Source organism: Eionea flava, assembly GCF_055393785.1.
Genome location: NZ_AP036018.1, coordinates 2685092 through 2702804, shown reverse-complemented (window position 1 = coordinate 2702804; position 17713 = coordinate 2685092). Strand labels below are relative to the sequence as shown.

Sequence of the window (17713 nt, the reverse complement as noted above, 5' to 3'; positions counted from 1 at the left end):
CGTTGTGCCAGCTTATGCATTTGATTCATCACATGAATATTACGTCTTTCAGTGAATCTAATGAAGACTAACCAGCTCTGCACTTGTAAGGCTCATTCACTTAAATAGGTGCTTGAGCCCTACAAATAGCGCGGTAGCAAACGGCTAACCACATCACTAATGTAACTTAAAAACAACGTATTCATACTTGATCGATAATATTCTGGGTCACTATTGCCCACCGCGAGTACGCCCAAAGGCTGCGATGCTGCCATTGGCGCAATCGCTGTCGAACCAATCTCATCAGCTTTATCACTAAACAAAAACAAATGTTCATCTCTATCCAACTGCCCACAAACGGTTTTGTTGTTAGAGATAATCGTACCGAGTACATGTTGTGATTCCGCTAATGATGCCAGTAATACATTACTTTTTGTCGACAGCGGTGTTTTCTCTTCGTTGAGATGTTCTGAAAATAACAAAAACACCGTATGCTGAATATCAAAGTCACTACTAAAGCTGTGCATCAACGCGTCAATAAAATCGTTAATATCTTGCGCTTCTAACAAACTCAGCATAAGCCGTTTGGTTTTTTCAAAGAGCACATCATTGGTGCGTGCATTGTCGATTAAGTGCGTTAGTCGGCGGCGCATATCCATATTGCGTTCACGCAATACACTGACTTGACGTTCGATCAGTGATATAGCGGCTCCACGCTCGTGGGGTAAGGTTAAATCGGCAAGCAAGGAAGGCTTATCAGTAAAAAAGTCTGGATGTTGTCGCAAATAATTGGCCACATCTTCATCGGTTAACGTGTTAGGTATTGGTGCGTTTGAAGAACTCATACTTTTACTTGCCCTTGAAAAACAGTAGTTGCTGGACCGGTCATCATTACAGGATGCCCTTCGCCCCGCCACTCAATATGTAAATCACCACCGCGTAAGTGAGCGGTAACAGTGCTATCTAGTAAGCCTCGACGTTGCCCAGCGACAACGGCCGCACAAGCTCCGGTTCCACAGGCCAGTGTTTCTCCTACTCCACGCTCATACACGCGTAAATGGATAGATGACCGTGAATCGATGGCCATAAAACCAGCATTAACCCGATTAGGAAAACGTGTGTGCTGTTCAATGCTTGGTCCCCATTGTTCGACCGGTGCGTTCTCTACGTTATCGACAATAGTGACTGCATGAGGATTACCCATAGAAACGGCGCTAATGTCGACAGTTTGCCCATTGACCTCAAGTGGATAAGTTTCCGCTTGAGCATCCGCAACAAAGGGAATGTCGGCAGATGTAAAAACAGGTACGCCCATATCTACGGTAATTCCTCCTTGTCGATCAGCGTGTAAGGTAAGTATTCCACCCAAAGTTTCTACGCGAATAACGCGTTTACCGGTGAGTTTTTTGTCACGTACAAATTTTGCAAAGCAGCGTGCGCCATTGCCGCAATTCTCAACCTCAGAACCATCGTGATTATAAATACGATAACGGAAATCATTCTCGGGGTGTTGAGGTACGTCAACCACTAATAACTGATCACAGCCAATGCCAAAGCGGCGATCAGCAATACGGCGTACACTTTCTGTAGAAAGATTAACTTCTTGATTGATGCCATCGAAAACAACAAAATCGTTGCCTAAGCCATGCATTTTTGTAAAACGTACGCGAGTGCTCATGGGTGTTTAACTACTTTTATCTCATCGATTCTCGAACAGCCTACTCGGCGCTCAACTATTTTCTTGTGGTGCAATTTTGGCAACGCTGTTTAAGCGCTACTATTCGGACAATATTATTCAGCTAATAAGGATTCACCGCGTAATAAGTCGGCTACGGTCTCCCGCTCGCGAACCACATGCGTTTTGTCGCCATCCACCATGATTTCTGCAGCTCTGCCTCGGCTATTATAGTTAGAACTCATGGTAAAGCCATAGGCGCCAGAAGACATCAAGGCGAGATAATCCCCTTCATTTAGCGCAAGCTCACGATCTTTTGCCAAAAAGTCGCCAGTTTCGCACACAGGGCCTACCAAATCCCACAACTGTGTTTCAGTACTTTGTTGTTCAACAGGCAATACTTTTTGCCATGCGCTGTAAAGTGAAGGGCGAATATTGTCGTTCATGCCAGCATCAATAATGGCAAAATTTTTGTGCTCGGTAGGCTTTAAGAACTCTACTTTTGTGAGGAGCACCCCCGCATTAGCTGCGATTGAGCGGCCAGGTTCAAATGACAAAGAAAGGTTTCTGCCCGCTATGCGGCTTTTTACGGTCTCAATATAATCGCCGATTTTAGGTGGTTGCTCATCGTTATAAGTCACTCCCAAACCACCCCCAAGATCAAGGTGTTTGATAGTAATGCCTTGAACAGCCAAATCATCGATGAGCGACAAAATACGGTCTAAGGCATCTAAAAATGGCTCAACGGATGTGAGTTGTGAACCAATATGACAATCAACCCCGGTAATCGCTAAGTTAGGTAGCGTGGCAGCATATTGATAAATCTCAACCGCTTTTTCGATATCAACACCAAACTTATTTTCTTTTAAGCCGGTAGAAATATAAGGGTGTGTTTCTGCATCGACATCAGGGTTAACACGTAAGGAAATCGGTGCTTGCACCCCCATAGACTCAGCCACCTTTTGTAAGCGGGCAAGTTCAGGAATCGATTCAATATTAAAGCAATAAACCCCCACTTCTAGTGCGCGACGCATCTCTGCTTCTGTTTTTGCGACGCCTGAAAAAACGGTACGCTTAGGATCACCCCCAGCGGCAATCACTCGCTCCAGTTCACCGATAGACACAATATCAAAGCCAGCCCCGAGCTTGGCCAACACATTAAGTACGGCAATATTCGAATTCGCTTTAACCGCGTAACAAATCATACCCGCGTGATCACCGAGTGCATCTCGGTATTCCTGATAGTGTTCAGTGAATGCTGCACGACTATAGACATAAGTCGGTGTGCCATATTGCTCGGCGACATCACGTAAGGCGGTGCTCTCGCACATCAACGCATGTTGTTGATAAGTAAAGTGGTTCATAAAATAGAGCTCAAAATTAGTACTGGGGGTATTCCAAAAATAAGCGGAATATTAAAGGTGCTGCAATTTTCCCATTGGTTATGATGCTTGCTTTTCGTCGGGAAGATAGAGAGGGCCTGTTTGCCCACAACCAGATAGCCCCATTACAGTTATAAAAATGAATGCGAATAGGCTCAGTGTCGATACCTTGCGAAATAGTTGAATCATAAAAATCACTGTAAACGGTTATGGTTAATCATCAGGGGTTAGCCAGAATAAAGGCTGTAGTATATGTGAGCTGTCAATGCTTGTCGAAGTGAATCACGTTCGCATGGGCTTACGTAAATTACGTCCACTATAGTAGTGTGTTAGGGTAAAATAGCCACTCACACGAATTGTATAGCCCCAGCCTTTTTAATTAAACGAGTACTATCGGATTAACTATGAATGACACCGTCATGAACAACGCTGAATATATCGAAATTGCAGAAACGCTTTACAACGCGATTGAAGACACGCTCGATAATTGGAATCAACCTAATGGAGTTGAGTTAGATTACGAAAATGCGTCGGGTGTGCTGACGATTGAGTGCGAGGATACCGGCACACAGGTCATTATTTCTCGTCAACAAGCGACACAACAAATTTGGGTGGCAGCGAAGTCGGGTGGCTTTCATCATATCTATAGTGATGGCGTTTGGCGCTGCACCAAAACAGATGAAACGCTGGGTGAACTGTTATCGCGTACTTGTACTGAGCAATCGCATGCAGCAGTGTCTTTTCATCATATTGATACGCTGTAATTTACACTTAATTGGTTATTAAAGGGAACAACATACCGGCTGATGGGTCTCTCTTAAGAATATATTTAGAACAAATCATGGAATGGAGAAATATTATGTCTATCACTAACACCATTAAAATCACTTTTTTTGCCGTTTTAGCGCTAGCGCTTACGGCTTGTGCGAATAGTGGACTGACCGGCGATACCTATACACGAGAAGATGCACGAAAAGTGCAAACCGTAGACTATGGACAAGTACTATCAGTAACCCCGGTCGTCATTGAGGGCGACCGTGAAGGTGTCGCAGGCAATCTAGGAGGTACTATTATTGGCGGTATCGCGGGTAACTCGGTAGGTGATGGTCGTGGTCAGGCAATTGCAACAACAATAGGAGCGATTATTGGTGGTGTTGCAGGCCAAGCAACAGAAGAAAAGCTCACCCGTAAACAAGGTCAAGAAATTCAAATCGAAATGGACGATGGCCGCACACTGTCAGTGGTGCAAGAGGTAAAAGATGAATTGTTTTTTACCGCGGGAGATCGCGTACGCTTATTAGAATTAAACGGCGTTACTCGCGTGAGTTATTAATACTATGACAGCCTACCATCTTGCACAACTGAATATCGCCCAATTAGCGCACCCTATTGATTCGCCCCCGCTGACCGACTTTGTTGCTAATATCGAGCGCATTAATGCGCTTGCCGAAAAGACGAGTGGATTTATTTGGCGTTACCAAACACCGGTCGGCGATACATTAGAAGCAGAGTTATTTGGCGCCGACCATATTGTGAATATGTCGGTATGGGTCGATAAGGCGGCTTTGCATCACTATGTATATCACACTGCACACATTGAGATTATGCGCCGCAAGCAAGAATGGTTTGAGAATATGCGCGAAAGCCATATGGTGTTGTGGTGGGTACCGGTGGGTTGTCAGCCATCGCTCATCGAAGCTCGCGAAAAACTACAGGGCTTACGCCAACAAGGAGTAAGCCCTCAGCACTTTAGTTTCAAGCAGGACTTCCCGGCTCCCGCAAATTAACGATTGTCTAATAAGACTTTCGCTGTTTCTACCGCTTTTCTCACCTGATTAGGTGCGGTGCCACCAATATGGTCTCGCGCAGCAACCGAACCTTCTAAGGTCAGCACGTCAAAAACATCCGCCGTGATTTGATCAGAAAACTGCTGAAGTTCCTCTAGTGACATATCCGATAAATCTTTACCCGTTTCGATACCATAGGCAACGGATTTACCGACGATTTCATGTGAATCTCTAAACGGAATACCTTTGCGCACTAAGTAGTCGGCTAAATCGGTCGCGGTAGAAAATCCGCGTTTAGCCGCTTCGTACATGCTGTCTTTTTTCGAGGTGATGGCGGGGATCATATCGGCAAAAGCCCGTAGACAATCACGCACAGTATCGAGCGCATCGAACAAGGGTTCTTTATCTTCTTGGTTGTCTTTGTTGTAAGCCAGTGGTTGTGACTTCATCAGCGTTAACATACATATCAAGTGACCATTAACACGGCCGGTTTTACCGCGCACTAGTTCAGGTACATCGGGGTTCTTCTTTTGCGGCATGATAGACGAGCCGGTACAAAAGCGATCGGGTAGATCAATAAAATCAAATTGGGCGGATGTCCACAGCACAAGCTCTTCGCTCGCACGAGATAGATGTGTCATGAGAATACTGGCGAATGCGCAAAACTCAATCGCAAAATCACGATCGCTCACAGAATCTAATGAATTCGCCGTAGGACGATCAAAGCCCAGTAGTTCAGCGGTGTAATCACGATCGATGGGGTAAGTCGTACCTGCTAGCGCGGCTGCACCCAGCGGCGATTGGTTGGCACGTGAGCGGCAATCCATCAAACGCGTATAGTCTCGCTGTAGCATTTCAAACCATGCGAGTAGATGATGGCCGAAAGTGACGGGTTGTGCCGTTTGTAAATGGGTAAAGCCGGGCATAATAGTATCGGCTTCACGTTCGGCAACGAATAACAACCCTTCTTGCAGGCGAGTGAGCTCTTTGGCGATGACATCAATTTCGTCACGCAAATACAGACGAATATCGGTGGCGACTTGATCGTTACGCGAACGCCCCGTGTGAAGTTTTTTACCCGTAATACCAATACGTGCAGTCAACGCGGCTTCGATATTCATATGCACGTCTTCAAGGGTAACTGACCACTCAAAGGTGCCTGCGTCGATTTCTTTGCGAATAGCTTCTAGGCCGTCGATAATTTGCTGTTTTTCTTCTTCGGTTAGCACGCCGACTTTAGTCAGCATGGTGGCGTGTGCAATCGACCCATTAATATCTTGGTGAGCCATGCGCTGGTCAAAACCAACCGATGCGGTAAAGCGTTCAACAAAGGCATCAGTGGCTTCGGTAAAACGACCACCCCAGGGTTTAATTGGCGTATCTTCTTGGCTCATAACGTAGTTCTCAATGGTTTATTGTGTGTGATTAACCGCTTAATCGTGGCGATAGCTACGATTAGGTTTATTTAGGAAGTATGATTAAGTTCCTTTGTCATACCGGACTTGATCCGGTATCTCTAGAATATTAGCGTTTATTAGATCCCAGTTTCACCGGAATGGCATATCCAGGACGTCAATAACGTAAAAGCGGCTGATTATACCGTACCGACTAATTGTTGTATGCTCTGTGCTAATAAAACTCAACCCGGTGAGTGGGCTTTTTGATGAGTAAAATAAACAACCATAAAGCCCCGCAATAGGATAATTATAATAACAATGGCGTTTCGCTCTTTTCTCACAAAACATATTCACCCGGCTAATGCTGAAGGGCTGCACGCCGATGATAGCCATGCTAATGGCTTTTTCCCTTATTTGTGCAGTGGCACCGCGGTATTTGGTTTGGTATTGCTTGGTGAACTCATTGCGCTCGCGCTGGTATTGATGGCGAGTTCGCTCAGTGCTTTTTCGTGGGGGCAACTGGGATACGTATCAATGGTTGTGCAATGGATTGTTCTACTGTCAGCCGCAGCACTTTGTTATTTATCGCCTCGTCTCGCCCAATTATCGCCGCAAATAGCAGGCGCTATCGCCTATGGTTGCGTGTTATTGATTGCCTACGCGGTGATCGCTAGTGGATTATGGTTAATGATGGGAGTCGTGCCGTGGCTCATCGCTGCTCAATACATGATGTTAGCCGCCATTATTGCGGGTATTTTTTTACGCTATTTATACTTGCAGCAGCAACTACGTAGACAACAACAGGCAGAATTACAGTCGCGTATTCAGGCACTACACGCACGTATACGCCCCCATTTTTTGTTTAATGCGTTAAATGCGGCGGCCAGCCTTATCCCCACAAAACCGGTATTGGCCGAACAGGTGATCGAAGATTTAAGTGAGGTGTTCCGTACCAGTTTGCAGCAGGCGAGCCTCGTTCCTTTACAGGATGAACTTGACCTCTGCCAGCGCTATGTGGCGATAGAGCAGGTACGTTTAGGTGATCGCTTGACGGTAGAGTGGCATCTGCAAGAGAATATGCCAGCCAGCCATGTGCCCTCGTTTTTACTACAACCATTGATCGAAAATGCAATTTGTCACGGTATTCAGCGCATAGCCGATGGCGGAAAAATAGAAATCTCCGTTACCGCAAACGATCATTTTTTACAGCTTCGTGTGTGCAACCCCGTGACTGATTTACCCGCTAGTGAAACCGATGCACTAACGTACTCGCTCAATAAAAAAGCAGGCAATCATATGGCCTTAGAAAATATTAGTTATCGCTTGCAAGCGCATTATGGTGATCAAGCGGTAGTGAATGCAGGCTTGATAGGCGATACGGAAACACGGCGCTATAAAGTGGATATTGCGCTTCCACTGACTACAGCCCACTAATAAAAATAACTCATTAATAGAGCCATTTTTTTATGTTAGATATTGTTATTGTGGATGATGAACCACTAGCGCGCGAGCGCTTACAGCGAATGGTCGTTGCACTTGGCTACGAAGTCAGCGGCGAAGCACAGAATGCTGAAGACGCCCTTGAGCTTATCAAACATGTCGACCCCGCCGTTGTCTTACTCGATATCGAGATGCCGGGAGAAACAGGGCTACAATTAGCCGAAAAAATTAGCCTGCTAGAACACCCGCCTGCGGTTATTTTTACCACTGCTTACGATCAATATGCGCTAAAAGCCTTTGAAACCTTTGCTGCAGGGTATTTGATGAAGCCGATCAACCGCACAAAGTTGGCGCAGGCGCTGGAAAAAGCACAACAACTGAGTAAAGCTCAACTCGCAGCGGTTCATGCATCGACAGAAGCAGAAGATCGCCCTAAAACCGACAGCGCTCCAACGATAAACCCGCCGCAGCATCTCACGGTACATAGCCATCGAGGTGTCGATCTCATTGCGATAGACTCTATTCGCTATTTTACCGCTGATAGTAAATATATTACGGTCGTAGGTACTCAGGGCGAGTGCTTAATGGACGGAACCCTCAAGCAATTAGAAACCGATTTTGCTCCCCACTTTATTCGCATTCATCGTAACACCCTAGTCTCTGCCCAGCATATCAATGGTCTTGATCGTGCAAACGATGGTGCTTATAGCGTTCGTCTTAGCGGCGTAGACACCAAGCCAGTGGTCAGTCGTCGTTATGCGCGAAAAATAAAGGGCTTTTTGGATACGTTATAGGTTTACTTGCTAACGATCAGGGCTTAGCATCCCTTCATTAATCGCTGCATTCCGTTGCCGCATCCCCTATTGTTTAGTCGTAACAAAGAGATAGCTATGTCATTAGCGCCCCGACCGAAAAATACCCTCGTTATCGCCACTCGTAAAAGTCCGCTGGCTTTATGGCAAGCCGAATATGTTAAAGCCCGTTTAGAAACCATTCACCCCGAACTTACGGTCACTTTATTGCCGATGACGAGTCGTGGCGATCATATCCTTGATGTACCGCTCGCTAAAGTGGGTGGCAAGGGCTTGTTTGTTAAAGAGCTAGAACACGCTTTGTTAAATCACGAGGCGGATATCGCTGTGCATTCTATGAAAGATGTACCCATGGAATTTCCTGAAGGTCTCGGTTTGCCCGTGATTTGTGAGCGAGAAGATCCACGCGACGCGTTTGTTTCTCACCGTTATACATGTTTTGCAGATCTGCCCAAAGGGGCTATCGTCGGTACATCCAGCTTGCGTCGTCAGTGCCAGTTACTCGCTCAGCGACCTGATTTGCAGATCAAATTCTTGCGTGGCAATGTAAATACACGCCTACGTAAACTTGATGAGGGCGAATACGATGCGATTATTCTCGCGGCAGCGGGATTAATGCGCTTGGAAATGCACGACCGGATCGCCGAATATTTATCCCCCGAAACCTGTTTGCCTGCGGGTGGTCAAGGCGCCGTGGGTATTGAATGTCGAGATGACGACGCTCAAGTCAACGCATGGTTAGCGCCATTAAACGATTCGCTGACGGCTGAACGTGTGATTGCCGAACGCGCTATGAACCGACGTCTCGAAGGCGGTTGCCAAGTACCGATTGCGAGTTATGCGACACATATTGAATCGCATACTTCCAATCCGCAATTGCGCTTACGTGGCTTAGTCGGCAGCCCTGATGGCAATACCCTGTTAAGCGATGAAGTGATTGGCACTCCCGATCAAGCCGACACCCTTGGAGTTATGTTGGCAGAGCGCCTACTTGATCAGGGGGCTGGCGCTATTCTGCAAGCGGTCTATCAAGACAATAGCGGCAGCGAGGTCGGTGACTAATGGCGGATTTGTCGCCTTACCACTTATTGGTGGTACGCCCTGAACGACAAGCGCAGCAATGGGCAGAGCAATTACAAGGCTTGGGTGCATGGGTATCAAAGCAACCCATGATGCACATTACGCCACTTACCGACGATATATCTCAGCGTGCTATTATCAACCGCATCTTGGGTTTTGCTGAGTATCAAAAAGCGATTTTTATTAGTCAAAATGCCGTGGTCTATGGCATGGAGTGGCTGGATCAATATTGGCCGCAATTACCCGTAGAAATGAATTACTTCGCCATTGGTCAGGCAACAGCGACGCTCTTAGCTGAAAGTATGCAAACGGGTATGTTGTACGAGTCGCCTCTTCAAGCGATGAACAGTGAAGCACTACTTACGCACCCCAAGTTGCAGTCAGTTAGTGGTGAAAAAATTATTATTTTTCGCGGTAAAGGTGGGCGCACACATCTAGCGGATTCACTACAAACACGTGGCGCACAAGTGGATTATTGTGAAGTGTATCAACGCCAAACGCCACACAGTGTTAGCTCGCTTGAGCCTAGCTTTCGCTCAACCACGCGGCATGCTGTAATGGCGGTGCATAGTGTCGAGACACTACATAATGTGTGTACTTATATAGAAAATAGTGATTTACAGTGGTTAAAACAGCAAACACTATTGGTGTCAGGTCAGCGTGTAGCCGAGGCGGCGTCTGAAGCAGGCTTTCGGTCATTATGTATCGCTGACAACGCAACCCACGACAGTATGATAGACGCGCTGCTAAATAGTAATATGTGCGCAAATAGCGAATAAAAAATAAGAGAACAACGCAATGACTGACAACAAAAAAGCCAGTAAAGAAAATAAAGAAGAAACCAACAACGTTTTAGATGAAAAAAAGAATACACCCGTTGATAACGCTATCGAGGAAGCAGCTCCAATGCCGAGCGATAATGCCTCAAAAAATAGTGTTCAAAACACAAGTAAAACAAACAGCCCGTCAACAATGACCAATAAATCCACACCGCCCAAAAGTAGCACTACACAAAAAACAGAATCTACCCGATCAACTTCCAGCCAAAAGATGAAAAACCAGCGCCCCATCGGACAGCGATCAATCATTAAAAATCTGTTTTGGTTTATTGTTATTTTCATCATCATTGCTGTAATGGCTTATGGCGCATGGCAGTTATGGCTGCTGCAAGATAAACGGTTTCAGCAAACACATGATGTCTCTGTACAGCAATATCAACAATTGCAATCAGCAATCAACGACAAGAATGCAGCACTAGAAAAACAATTGGCGAATCAACAAGAACAGTTTGCTTTATTAGTGCAACAGTCAAGTCAAGAGCAGCAAATACTGCAGCAGCGCTTAGACGTGCAACTAGAACGAATAAATGCACTCAGCGGTGTTAGTCGCGATGGCTGGATGTTAGAAGAAGCGCGTCACCTATTACGACTAGCCACTCAGCGACAATTAACGGGGAGTAGCGCCTCTAGCGTTATAGGTTTGCTCGAAGCCGCCGACAATACTTTACGCGATATAGATATTCCCGATTTATTTATCGTGCGCGAACAAATACAGAACGATATTGTCGCGTTAAAAATTATGCCCAATATTGATCGCGAAGGCATGTATTTACAATTAGATGCAATCATTGAGCAAGTTGTTCAATTACCTGCTGCACCGCTTACACCACCGCAAGAAAAACCATCGTCGGACAATAAAAATAAAGAGAGTTATACGAAAGAAAAAAACGCTGACACATTAATTGAAACAAAGACCGCGCCAAGTTTATGGCAAGCCATTAAGCAGCGTACCACTCACACCTTGTCGTCGTTAGATAATTATATTCGCATTACTCATCATGACGAGACTATTAAACCAGTGCTATCTGATGCGCAGCGAGCGATTACGCAAGAAAATATACGGCTATTGCTAGTGCAAGCTCAGGTCGCTTTGCTCAGAGAAGAAAAAAACATTTACCAACAAAGTCTCAAGCGTGCGGCGCATTTACTCAATATGCATTATGCTCACTATGAGGAAAAAACATCTTTAGTGAGCATATTAGGCGAGCTTGAGCAGCGCGCCATTATTTCTAAACTGCCTAATGTTTCATCATCTTTAAATGTGCTTAATCAATATATTAAGGTTTACACATCACAAGCCAATCATAGTGACCAAAAAAATCACTCGAAAGATAAAAGTGAAGAATCAAAAAACAACGAAGAAAAAGAGATTAATCTTATCGAACAGGAGGCGCTCTAATGAAACGCCTTTTTCTTTTTATTGGATTTTTTATCGCCGCAGTTATTTTTTTACTGTATATCATGCAGCATGAAAACAGTTATTTTTTATTAGTATTAGCGAATACCAGCATCGAAATGAGTGTATGGCTAGCAGTATTAATTGTATTGTCTAGTATATTCTCAATCTGGTTATTTGTTGCTGCGGTTAAACTATTGTTGCGTCGCACACGCTTTATGCATCAACGTTTTTTTGCCCGCAGTGAAGCTAGAGTGCAAAGAAAATTCACTCAAGGCCTAGTTGCTTTTCTGAGTCAAGACTGGGCATTGGCGCACAAAAATTTGATGCGTTCTGCGAAACACTTGCCCGACCCTCAGCTTAACTACTTAGCTGCAGCACACTGCGCTTATGAAATAGGTGAAACAGAAAATGCGCTACATTTATTGAAACAAGCAGAAAAATGCTCGGACGAAAACACACTGACCATATCGTTAATGCAAGCGCGTATGCATATCAAATCACAGGCGTTTGAATCGGCTTTAGGAATATTGCTGAGCCTTGAATCATTGCATCCTACGCACAACAGTATTTTGTCGTTATTAAAAGACGTATATATTGCGTTGGAGGATTGGGCTGCCCTCAAAAAATTATTGCCCGTGTTACATAAAGAAGACATATCAACATTAGAAGAACGGTATTATTTAGAACAGCGTTTATGTCAAGAAACCGTAAAAGATAATGTTGAAAAAAACAACACATTAGACAATGCCCAGCGTGTGCAATTACTTGAAGGTTGCGTTAATAATTTACCAAAACATTTCCAGAAAGACACCACAATACTCACCTTGTTTATTAATACATTAGTGGATTTAAAGGCCTACGATAATGCCGGCAAAATATTAGCGCGAAATATTAATCGCGAGTGGAACGAAGCGTGGGTACACCAATATGGCTTACTGTCTTATACCGATACTGCAGCAGCGCTAACTCAGGCTGAAACTTGGTTGAAACCACAACCTAGCAACAGCGTATTACAGCTCACGTTGGGTCGCCTATGTTTGCAAAATAAACAATGGGGACGGGCAAAAGATTTTTTTCTCGCCAGTATTGCGCAACAGTCTTCCGTTGCAGCTTATGCAGAGTTAGCACGTCTACAGCATGCACTGGGTGAAAGTAAAGAGAGTGAGCAATCCTACAAACAAGGTTTACTCTGTGCAACACCCGACCTGCTGGTCACCACATTACCTGCCATCACTCAATAATGATGATCAAATATGGGTAAATTTTAACCCGTTGACGACATTTGCTATAGCTGTAATCATCTAAGCATTATTGATTACTTGATAGATTAGGTTCGAAAAAGTTATGGCAAGCGCAGATGGAAGTAGTGGTGGTTCTGGCAAGCCACCCGGCAAAAGTAGCGGGTTTGGTTTTAGTCAAAGTGTACGTAATGTCTTTAGTGCAATAGGTGGTAAAGTCAGTGGCGCGAAAAAAAGCCAAGGTATTCAGCGTGCTGAAACGATGGTAGCGGCTCCTCCTATTGAGCAGCGAAGAGCGACATTGACCGATGCCTCTACCGTTGCCAATGCTTTTCAAAGCGGTGATATGAGCCGCATTCAAGACGTGATGAAAAAGCACGAGGTGCGGGCGAATTTAGGTGGTGATGCGTCATCAGGCCATTACACCTTTGGTGTCACGGATTTTGGTATCTCAAGGGATCGTCGTGATAGCCAAGGCGCATTACGTGAGATGAAAACCTTTATCGTTGCGCCTACGCAAAATACAGATATTCCGCATTTTGAGGCGGGATATAATGCTATGACACCCAGAGAGACGGGCTGGAGTGGAAATGGTGGTCAGGAAACCCTCAACACTTCTTCCATTACGATGACTAAACAGCAAGACCCTGTACAGTTAACACCTCGATTAACGGGTTGCTCGCTTGTTGAAGATGCTTTTGGTCGCGATGGTCATGTACAGCCCTTTCAGTCTCGCAAAGATGTGCCTGAAACCTCGGCACAGGCAACCATGCGAGCCACTACACACTTAAAAGCGCATAAAGATATCAGTGATGTTTTTGGTCCCGAAGAATACGGGCGGCAAGGCCGTGATGATCATGTAGCGAGTAATGCGGTAGTTTTTTCGGATGCTTCTTCGGGGAATAAGACGGTGCTTCATCAGAATATTTATCGTGTTGGCAGCGGAGACACACGCATTACTACAGGACAACAGGCTTTCGGCCGCCGTTATCAAATGGGTACGATACCTCCAAGCCAACCCGGCTCAATGCGCCGCCCAACAACCGCTCCACCAACAACCAATGCCAACACACTACAAGTGCCACAAAGCCCAATAATGGGTTCTCATCGAGAGCCTAGACCGTAGCTTTACAGCACTGGTGACTAAATTAAGGGCTATCTTCAGCTTCTACATCGGGTAAATTCTCATAAACTGCCTTACATGTAGTGTGCTTGGTTAAGGCATTAACAACGGTTGGCAATGGTTCGTGCCAGATACTTTTAATATCTTCTTCGTATCGATCGTTTGTACTAAATGCTAGCTGCTCTTTTGGGGGAGTGAATTGTGCGTTAACACCACTTTTGTTACCTCTAGGATCTGCCCTGTACCAACCGGTGTTTTGCAAATAAATGGCATTGAGTCCGTGCAAGCAATAAGGTGCGCCGTTTCCTGCGATAGACAGTCGTTGGTAACATAATCCCGCGGGAATATTATTGGCTCTTAATAGCGCAGCCAATAAGTGACTTTTGGCATAGCAATAACCTGTTTGGTGTTTTAATACATCTGATGCCTTGCAAGTGATAATGTCAATTTTAAAATCCCATGAGTGTTTGATGTGATCGCGAACATAATCGAAACACGTTTTAGCAATGTCGACATCATTTGTATAGTCACCTCTAAGCTGGTGCGCTAGTTCAACGATTGTTGGTTCATCACAATCAATATAGGAGGAGGCTTTTATGTATTTTTCTAGCGATTCTGAATGCATATTTTTTATGGCTACGGCGTGTATAGATTCCAAATCAAGTTTGGAATGATAGCTTTAGTTCTACAAAATGACGGCTTTAGTTGCAGAAAAGGCTAGGCTATACTTTTTTAACAAATTGCGACTTTAGCTTCATTGCGCCTACGCCATCTATTTTACAATCGATGTCATGATCACCATCGACGAGTCGAATATTTTTAACTTTAGTACCCACTTTTACAACGAGTGATGAGCCCTTCACTTTTAAATCTTTGATGACGGTAACGGTATCGCCGCTACGGAGTACATTGCCGTTAGCATCTTTTACTATTTTTTCATCGCTCTCTTCTCCCGATCCATCTTTTGACCACTCGTGACCACATTCTGGACACACAAGCATAAGCCCATCTTCATACGCATATTCTGATGAACATTGAGGGCAGGCGGGAAGTTCAGACATAAGACTCTCTATAATAACAGTGAATGATTTAAAAAATAGGCTGTACTAGCAAGCCGTACACGCCAGCTATTAAGCAAAAAGTGCCAGTAAATAAAATAGCGTAGCGTCGTGGATTGCGACCACTTTCTTCGGTATACACACTGGGGAATAGATATTTTCCAATGGCAGGAAAAAAACTAGCGACGCCGTAAATGCCAGCAAATAAAATACAGCAAGATAGTATTAAATTGGTATCCATTGTTTTCTCGTTATTGCGACTCTATTCAATTATTTGTGGGCTAATCAATGTTGAGCTCATCCCACATAGCATCCACTTTATTTTTGATCGCATCGTCCATTACAATTGGCGTGCCCCATTCGCGGTCGGTTTCGCCCTGCCACTTATTCGTAGCATCTAGCCCCATTTTTGAGCCTAAGCCCGATACTGGTGAGGCGAAATCTAAGTAATCTATTGGCGTATTATCTACCAAGGTAATGTCACGTGTAGGATCTGTACGAGTAGTAATTGCCCAGATCACATCTTCCCAGCTACGGGCGTTTATATCGTCATCAACCACGATGACAAATTTGGTATACATAAATTGTCGTAAAAAAGACCACACGCCCATCATCACTCGTTTGGCATGGCCGGGGTACTGTTTTTTCATCGTAACAATCGCCATGCGGTAAGAGCAGCCTTCGGGAGGTAAATAGAAGTCGCTGATTTCCGGAAACTGTTTTTGCAAGATAGGAACAAACACTTCATTAAGTGCTACACCTAAAATGGCCGGTTCATCAGGTGGACGGCCGGTATAGGTACTATGATAAATAGGTTTTTTTCGCTGAGTGATACGCTCAACAGTAAATACCGGAAAGCTATCCACTTCATTGTAATAACCGGTGTGGTCGCCAAATGGCCCTTCGTCTGCCATATCGTCAGGATAGATGAAACCTTCTAAAATAATCTCGGCGGAAGCAGGGACTTGTAAATCGCTATCAATACATTGAGCGACTTCGGTTTTACCGCCACGCAATAAGCCGGCGAAAGCGTATTCGCTTAATGTATCGGGTACTGGGGTGACTGCGCCAAGAATCGTGGCGGGGTCGGCACCTAATGCCACGGCAACAGGGTAAGGTTGTCCAGGATTTTGCTGTTGCCACTCACGAAAGTCGAGTGCGCCACCACGATGGCTTAGCCAGCGCATAATTAAGCGGTTTTTACCGATGACTTGCATACGATAAATACCTAAATTTTGTCGTGGTTTGTTTGGCCCACGAGTAACCACTAGCGGCCACGTGACTAATGGCCCAGCATCACCCGGCCAACAGGTTTGTATGGGGTAGCGGCTAAGATCAACCTCGTCGCCTTCAAATTGCTCTTGTTGACAAGGCGCTTTTTTGATCACCTTGGGTGACATATTAAGCACTTGTTTGAACATGGGCAGTTTATCCCATGCGTCTTTCATGCTTTTGGGCGGCTCTGGCTCTTTGAGCATGGCGAGTAATTTTCCCACTTCACGCAAGGCTTCAACAGAGTCTTCGCCCATGCCCATAGCCACACGTTTAGGTGTACCAAATAAGTTGGCGAGTACGGGCACATCGTGTCCGACAGGATTTTCAAACAGTAATGCTGGGCCTTGCGCACGCAAGGTGCGATCGCAAATTTCAGTCATTTCTAGATTAGGGTCAACTGGGGTACTAATGCGCTTAAGTTCACCCTGTTTTTCGAGTTGATCAATAAAATCGCGGAGGTCTTTATATTTCATGATGTTCGCTTGTTCAATGGAAAGTAAATTATACGCGCTTCTCTCCGCGATGGGTGAGGTGTTGCAGTACTCGCTTATTTATTGGCTAGCTGCGGTTGCAAACATATTTAAGGCACCAGCCACTTTTTTCAGTATCTTGTCACAGCCATCAACGTGGTGTCGTTGCTGCAAGTATTGCGGGTCATTATAACCAAGCCATGTCGTGCCTTCGCTGTCTTCCCATATCAGCATTTTTTGTGGCAGATCAATGGCGATAGACTGTGCGCAGAGCATCAGCGGCGTACCTACTTTGGGATTGCCAAAAATGATCAGTTCGGTTGGGCGTAACAACTGCCCCACTTTTTCTGCGCCAGCACTATGGTCAATACGCGCAAACACCGTCATCCCTTTTTTAATCAGCAAAGCATTGAGCTTGTTAGCCGTATCGGCTACCGAGTGCTGACTTTGCACAGTAATCAGACCGTTAATCACTGTATTATGTGCCGCATGTTCACCATGGCTGCCAGCAAATACTAAACTGCTTGCAAATAGTACAAATAAAGTGACCATTGCCTGAAGGCTCGGTTTGATATATCGCATATTGTTAGCTCCTGTTATGAGTAAAAATCACTAAATACTAATAGTGAGAGTATGAAAATTATGTTTGTAAAACATGTAAACTCTACAGAATTAATAGATCTAAGTAATCCCAATAGGTTCCTGACGTTAGATAGGTAGTAAAAAGTTGTCCGGCTATTTATTAACGGTTTTAGTCGT

Annotated in this window: 20 protein-coding genes; 10 read left to right on the top strand and 10 right to left on the bottom strand. The window is 45.0% G+C overall.

Annotated elements, in window-relative coordinates:
- Positions 1-119 precede the first annotated feature (119 nt).
- The 4 genes from ACZ5O6_RS11755 to lptM form a co-directional block, all read right to left on the bottom strand.
- A complete protein-coding gene (locus tag ACZ5O6_RS11755) occupies positions 120-824 on the bottom strand; it encodes a DUF484 family protein (RefSeq protein WP_447092720.1) in 705 nt (234 codons plus the stop codon).
- Positions 821-1657 (bottom strand): diaminopimelate epimerase, encoded by an 837-nt coding sequence (gene dapF, locus ACZ5O6_RS11750; RefSeq protein ID WP_447092719.1) that lies wholly within the window; start codon positions 1655-1657, stop codon positions 821-823. The genes ACZ5O6_RS11755 and dapF overlap by 4 nt, the downstream gene beginning before the upstream one ends.
- A gap of 113 nt (positions 1658-1770) precedes the next feature.
- On the bottom strand, positions 1771-3018 hold the full coding sequence (gene lysA / locus ACZ5O6_RS11745; RefSeq protein ID WP_447092718.1) for a diaminopimelate decarboxylase: 1248 nt from the start codon (positions 3016-3018) through the stop codon (positions 1771-1773).
- Positions 3019-3096: 78 nt separating this feature from the next.
- Positions 3097-3225, bottom strand: coding sequence for an LPS translocon maturation chaperone LptM (gene lptM / locus ACZ5O6_RS11740; RefSeq protein WP_447092717.1), 129 nt, complete (start codon positions 3223-3225; stop codon positions 3097-3099).
- A gap of 215 nt (positions 3226-3440) precedes the next feature.
- On the opposite strand from lptM, the gene cyaY reads away from it, so the two are divergent.
- The 3 genes from cyaY (at position 3441) to ACZ5O6_RS11725 (ending at position 4823) form a co-directional block, all read left to right on the top strand.
- Positions 3441-3800 carry an iron donor protein CyaY gene (cyaY, locus tag ACZ5O6_RS11735; protein ID WP_447092716.1) on the top strand — a complete coding sequence of 120 codons (360 nt, stop codon included), beginning with the start codon at positions 3441-3443 and terminating at the stop codon, positions 3798-3800.
- A gap of 95 nt (positions 3801-3895) precedes the next feature.
- Positions 3896-4369 (top strand): outer membrane lipoprotein, encoded by a 474-nt coding sequence (locus ACZ5O6_RS11730; RefSeq protein WP_447092715.1) that lies wholly within the window; start codon positions 3896-3898, stop codon positions 4367-4369.
- A gap of 4 nt (positions 4370-4373) precedes the next feature.
- Positions 4374-4823, top strand: coding sequence for a DUF3291 domain-containing protein (locus ACZ5O6_RS11725; protein ID WP_447092714.1), 450 nt, complete (start codon positions 4374-4376; stop codon positions 4821-4823).
- Here ACZ5O6_RS11725 and argH read toward each other — a convergent pair.
- Positions 4820-6217, bottom strand: a complete 1398-nt coding sequence (gene argH / locus ACZ5O6_RS11720) for an argininosuccinate lyase (protein WP_447092713.1) — start codon at positions 6215-6217, stop codon at positions 4820-4822. The two genes, ACZ5O6_RS11725 and argH, sit on opposite strands and share 4 nt — an antisense overlap.
- Before the next feature lie 321 nt (positions 6218-6538).
- On the opposite strand from argH, the gene ACZ5O6_RS11715 reads away from it, so the two are divergent.
- The 7 genes from ACZ5O6_RS11715 (at position 6539) to ACZ5O6_RS11685 (ending at position 14154) form a co-directional block, all read left to right on the top strand.
- Complete coding sequence (locus ACZ5O6_RS11715) at positions 6539-7654, top strand: sensor histidine kinase (RefSeq protein ID WP_447092712.1); 1116 nt, start codon at positions 6539-6541, stop codon at positions 7652-7654.
- Positions 7655-7686: 32 nt separating this feature from the next.
- On the top strand, positions 7687-8454 hold the full coding sequence (locus tag ACZ5O6_RS11710) for a LytR/AlgR family response regulator transcription factor (protein ID WP_447092711.1): 768 nt from the start codon (positions 7687-7689) through the stop codon (positions 8452-8454).
- Positions 8455-8550: 96 nt separating this feature from the next.
- Positions 8551-9534 carry a hydroxymethylbilane synthase gene (gene hemC, locus ACZ5O6_RS11705; protein ID WP_447092710.1) on the top strand — a complete coding sequence of 328 codons (984 nt, stop codon included), beginning with the start codon at positions 8551-8553 and terminating at the stop codon, positions 9532-9534.
- Positions 9534-10331, top strand: coding sequence for a uroporphyrinogen-III synthase (locus ACZ5O6_RS11700; protein ID WP_447092709.1), 798 nt, complete (start codon positions 9534-9536; stop codon positions 10329-10331). Before hemC ends, ACZ5O6_RS11700 begins: the two co-directional genes overlap by 1 nt.
- A gap of 19 nt (positions 10332-10350) precedes the next feature.
- The gene (locus ACZ5O6_RS11695; RefSeq protein WP_447092708.1) at positions 10351-11790 is read left to right on the top strand and encodes a uroporphyrinogen-III C-methyltransferase; all 1440 of its coding nucleotides are present in this window, start codon (positions 10351-10353) and stop codon (positions 11788-11790) included.
- A complete protein-coding gene (locus ACZ5O6_RS11690; RefSeq protein WP_447092707.1) occupies positions 11790-13031 on the top strand; it encodes a heme biosynthesis HemY N-terminal domain-containing protein in 1242 nt (413 codons plus the stop codon). The genes ACZ5O6_RS11695 and ACZ5O6_RS11690 overlap by 1 nt, the downstream gene beginning before the upstream one ends.
- A 103-nt stretch (positions 13032-13134) precedes the next feature.
- On the top strand, positions 13135-14154 hold the full coding sequence (locus ACZ5O6_RS11685; protein WP_447092706.1) for a hypothetical protein: 1020 nt from the start codon (positions 13135-13137) through the stop codon (positions 14152-14154).
- 22 nt (positions 14155-14176) lie between these two features.
- Here ACZ5O6_RS11685 and ACZ5O6_RS11680 read toward each other — a convergent pair whose 3' ends face one another.
- From ACZ5O6_RS11680 to ACZ5O6_RS11660, 5 genes are all read right to left on the bottom strand, one after another.
- Entirely contained in the window at positions 14177-14776 is a 600-nt protein-coding gene (locus ACZ5O6_RS11680) for a transglutaminase-like domain-containing protein (protein ID WP_447092705.1), read from the bottom strand.
- 97 nt (positions 14777-14873) lie between these two features.
- Entirely contained in the window at positions 14874-15212 is a 339-nt protein-coding gene (locus tag ACZ5O6_RS11675; protein ID WP_447092704.1) for a zinc ribbon domain-containing protein YjdM, read from the bottom strand.
- Between the two features lie 28 nt (positions 15213-15240).
- Entirely contained in the window at positions 15241-15450 is a 210-nt protein-coding gene (locus tag ACZ5O6_RS11670) for a hypothetical protein (RefSeq protein ID WP_447092703.1), read from the bottom strand.
- A 40-nt stretch (positions 15451-15490) separates the two neighbouring features.
- Entirely contained in the window at positions 15491-16957 is a 1467-nt protein-coding gene (gene ubiD, locus ACZ5O6_RS11665; RefSeq protein WP_447092702.1) for a 4-hydroxy-3-polyprenylbenzoate decarboxylase, read from the bottom strand.
- A gap of 78 nt (positions 16958-17035) precedes the next feature.
- Positions 17036-17536: a DUF302 domain-containing protein gene (locus ACZ5O6_RS11660; RefSeq protein ID WP_447092701.1), complete on the bottom strand. Its 501-nt coding sequence runs from the start codon at positions 17534-17536 to the stop codon at positions 17036-17038.
- Between the last annotated feature and the right edge of the window lie 177 nt (positions 17537-17713).

Bases quoted from the DNA above. Each gene is read 5' to 3' on its own strand.
- ACZ5O6_RS11755 (WP_447092720.1), bottom strand. From the start codon at position 824: ATGAGTTCTTCAAACGCACCAATACCTAACACGTTAACCGATGAAGAT.
- dapF (WP_447092719.1), bottom strand. From the start codon at position 1,657: ATGAGCACTCGCGTACGTTTTACAAAAATGCATGGCTTAGGCAACGAT.
- lysA (WP_447092718.1), bottom strand. From the start codon at position 3,018: ATGAACCACTTTACTTATCAACAACATGCGTTGATGTGCGAGAGCACC.
- lptM (WP_447092717.1), bottom strand. From the start codon at position 3,225: ATGATTCAACTATTTCGCAAGGTATCGACACTGAGCCTATTCGCATTC.
- cyaY (WP_447092716.1), top strand. From the start codon at position 3,441: ATGAATGACACCGTCATGAACAACGCTGAATATATCGAAATTGCAGAA.
- ACZ5O6_RS11730 (WP_447092715.1), top strand. From the start codon at position 3,896: ATGTCTATCACTAACACCATTAAAATCACTTTTTTTGCCGTTTTAGCG.
- ACZ5O6_RS11725 (WP_447092714.1), top strand. From the start codon at position 4,374: ATGACAGCCTACCATCTTGCACAACTGAATATCGCCCAATTAGCGCAC.
- argH (WP_447092713.1), bottom strand. From the start codon at position 6,217: ATGAGCCAAGAAGATACGCCAATTAAACCCTGGGGTGGTCGTTTTACC.
- ACZ5O6_RS11715 (WP_447092712.1), top strand. From the start codon at position 6,539: ATGGCGTTTCGCTCTTTTCTCACAAAACATATTCACCCGGCTAATGCT.
- ACZ5O6_RS11710 (WP_447092711.1), top strand. From the start codon at position 7,687: ATGTTAGATATTGTTATTGTGGATGATGAACCACTAGCGCGCGAGCGC.
- hemC (WP_447092710.1), top strand. From the start codon at position 8,551: ATGTCATTAGCGCCCCGACCGAAAAATACCCTCGTTATCGCCACTCGT.
- ACZ5O6_RS11700 (WP_447092709.1), top strand. From the start codon at position 9,534: ATGGCGGATTTGTCGCCTTACCACTTATTGGTGGTACGCCCTGAACGA.
- ACZ5O6_RS11695 (WP_447092708.1), top strand. From the start codon at position 10,351: ATGACTGACAACAAAAAAGCCAGTAAAGAAAATAAAGAAGAAACCAAC.
- ACZ5O6_RS11690 (WP_447092707.1), top strand. From the start codon at position 11,790: ATGAAACGCCTTTTTCTTTTTATTGGATTTTTTATCGCCGCAGTTATT.
- ACZ5O6_RS11685 (WP_447092706.1), top strand. From the start codon at position 13,135: ATGGCAAGCGCAGATGGAAGTAGTGGTGGTTCTGGCAAGCCACCCGGC.
- ACZ5O6_RS11680 (WP_447092705.1), bottom strand. From the start codon at position 14,776: ATGCATTCAGAATCGCTAGAAAAATACATAAAAGCCTCCTCCTATATT.
- ACZ5O6_RS11675 (WP_447092704.1), bottom strand. From the start codon at position 15,212: ATGTCTGAACTTCCCGCCTGCCCTCAATGTTCATCAGAATATGCGTAT.
- ACZ5O6_RS11670 (WP_447092703.1), bottom strand. From the start codon at position 15,450: ATGGATACCAATTTAATACTATCTTGCTGTATTTTATTTGCTGGCATT.
- ubiD (WP_447092702.1), bottom strand. From the start codon at position 16,957: ATGAAATATAAAGACCTCCGCGATTTTATTGATCAACTCGAAAAACAG.
- ACZ5O6_RS11660 (WP_447092701.1), bottom strand. From the start codon at position 17,536: ATGCGATATATCAAACCGAGCCTTCAGGCAATGGTCACTTTATTTGTA.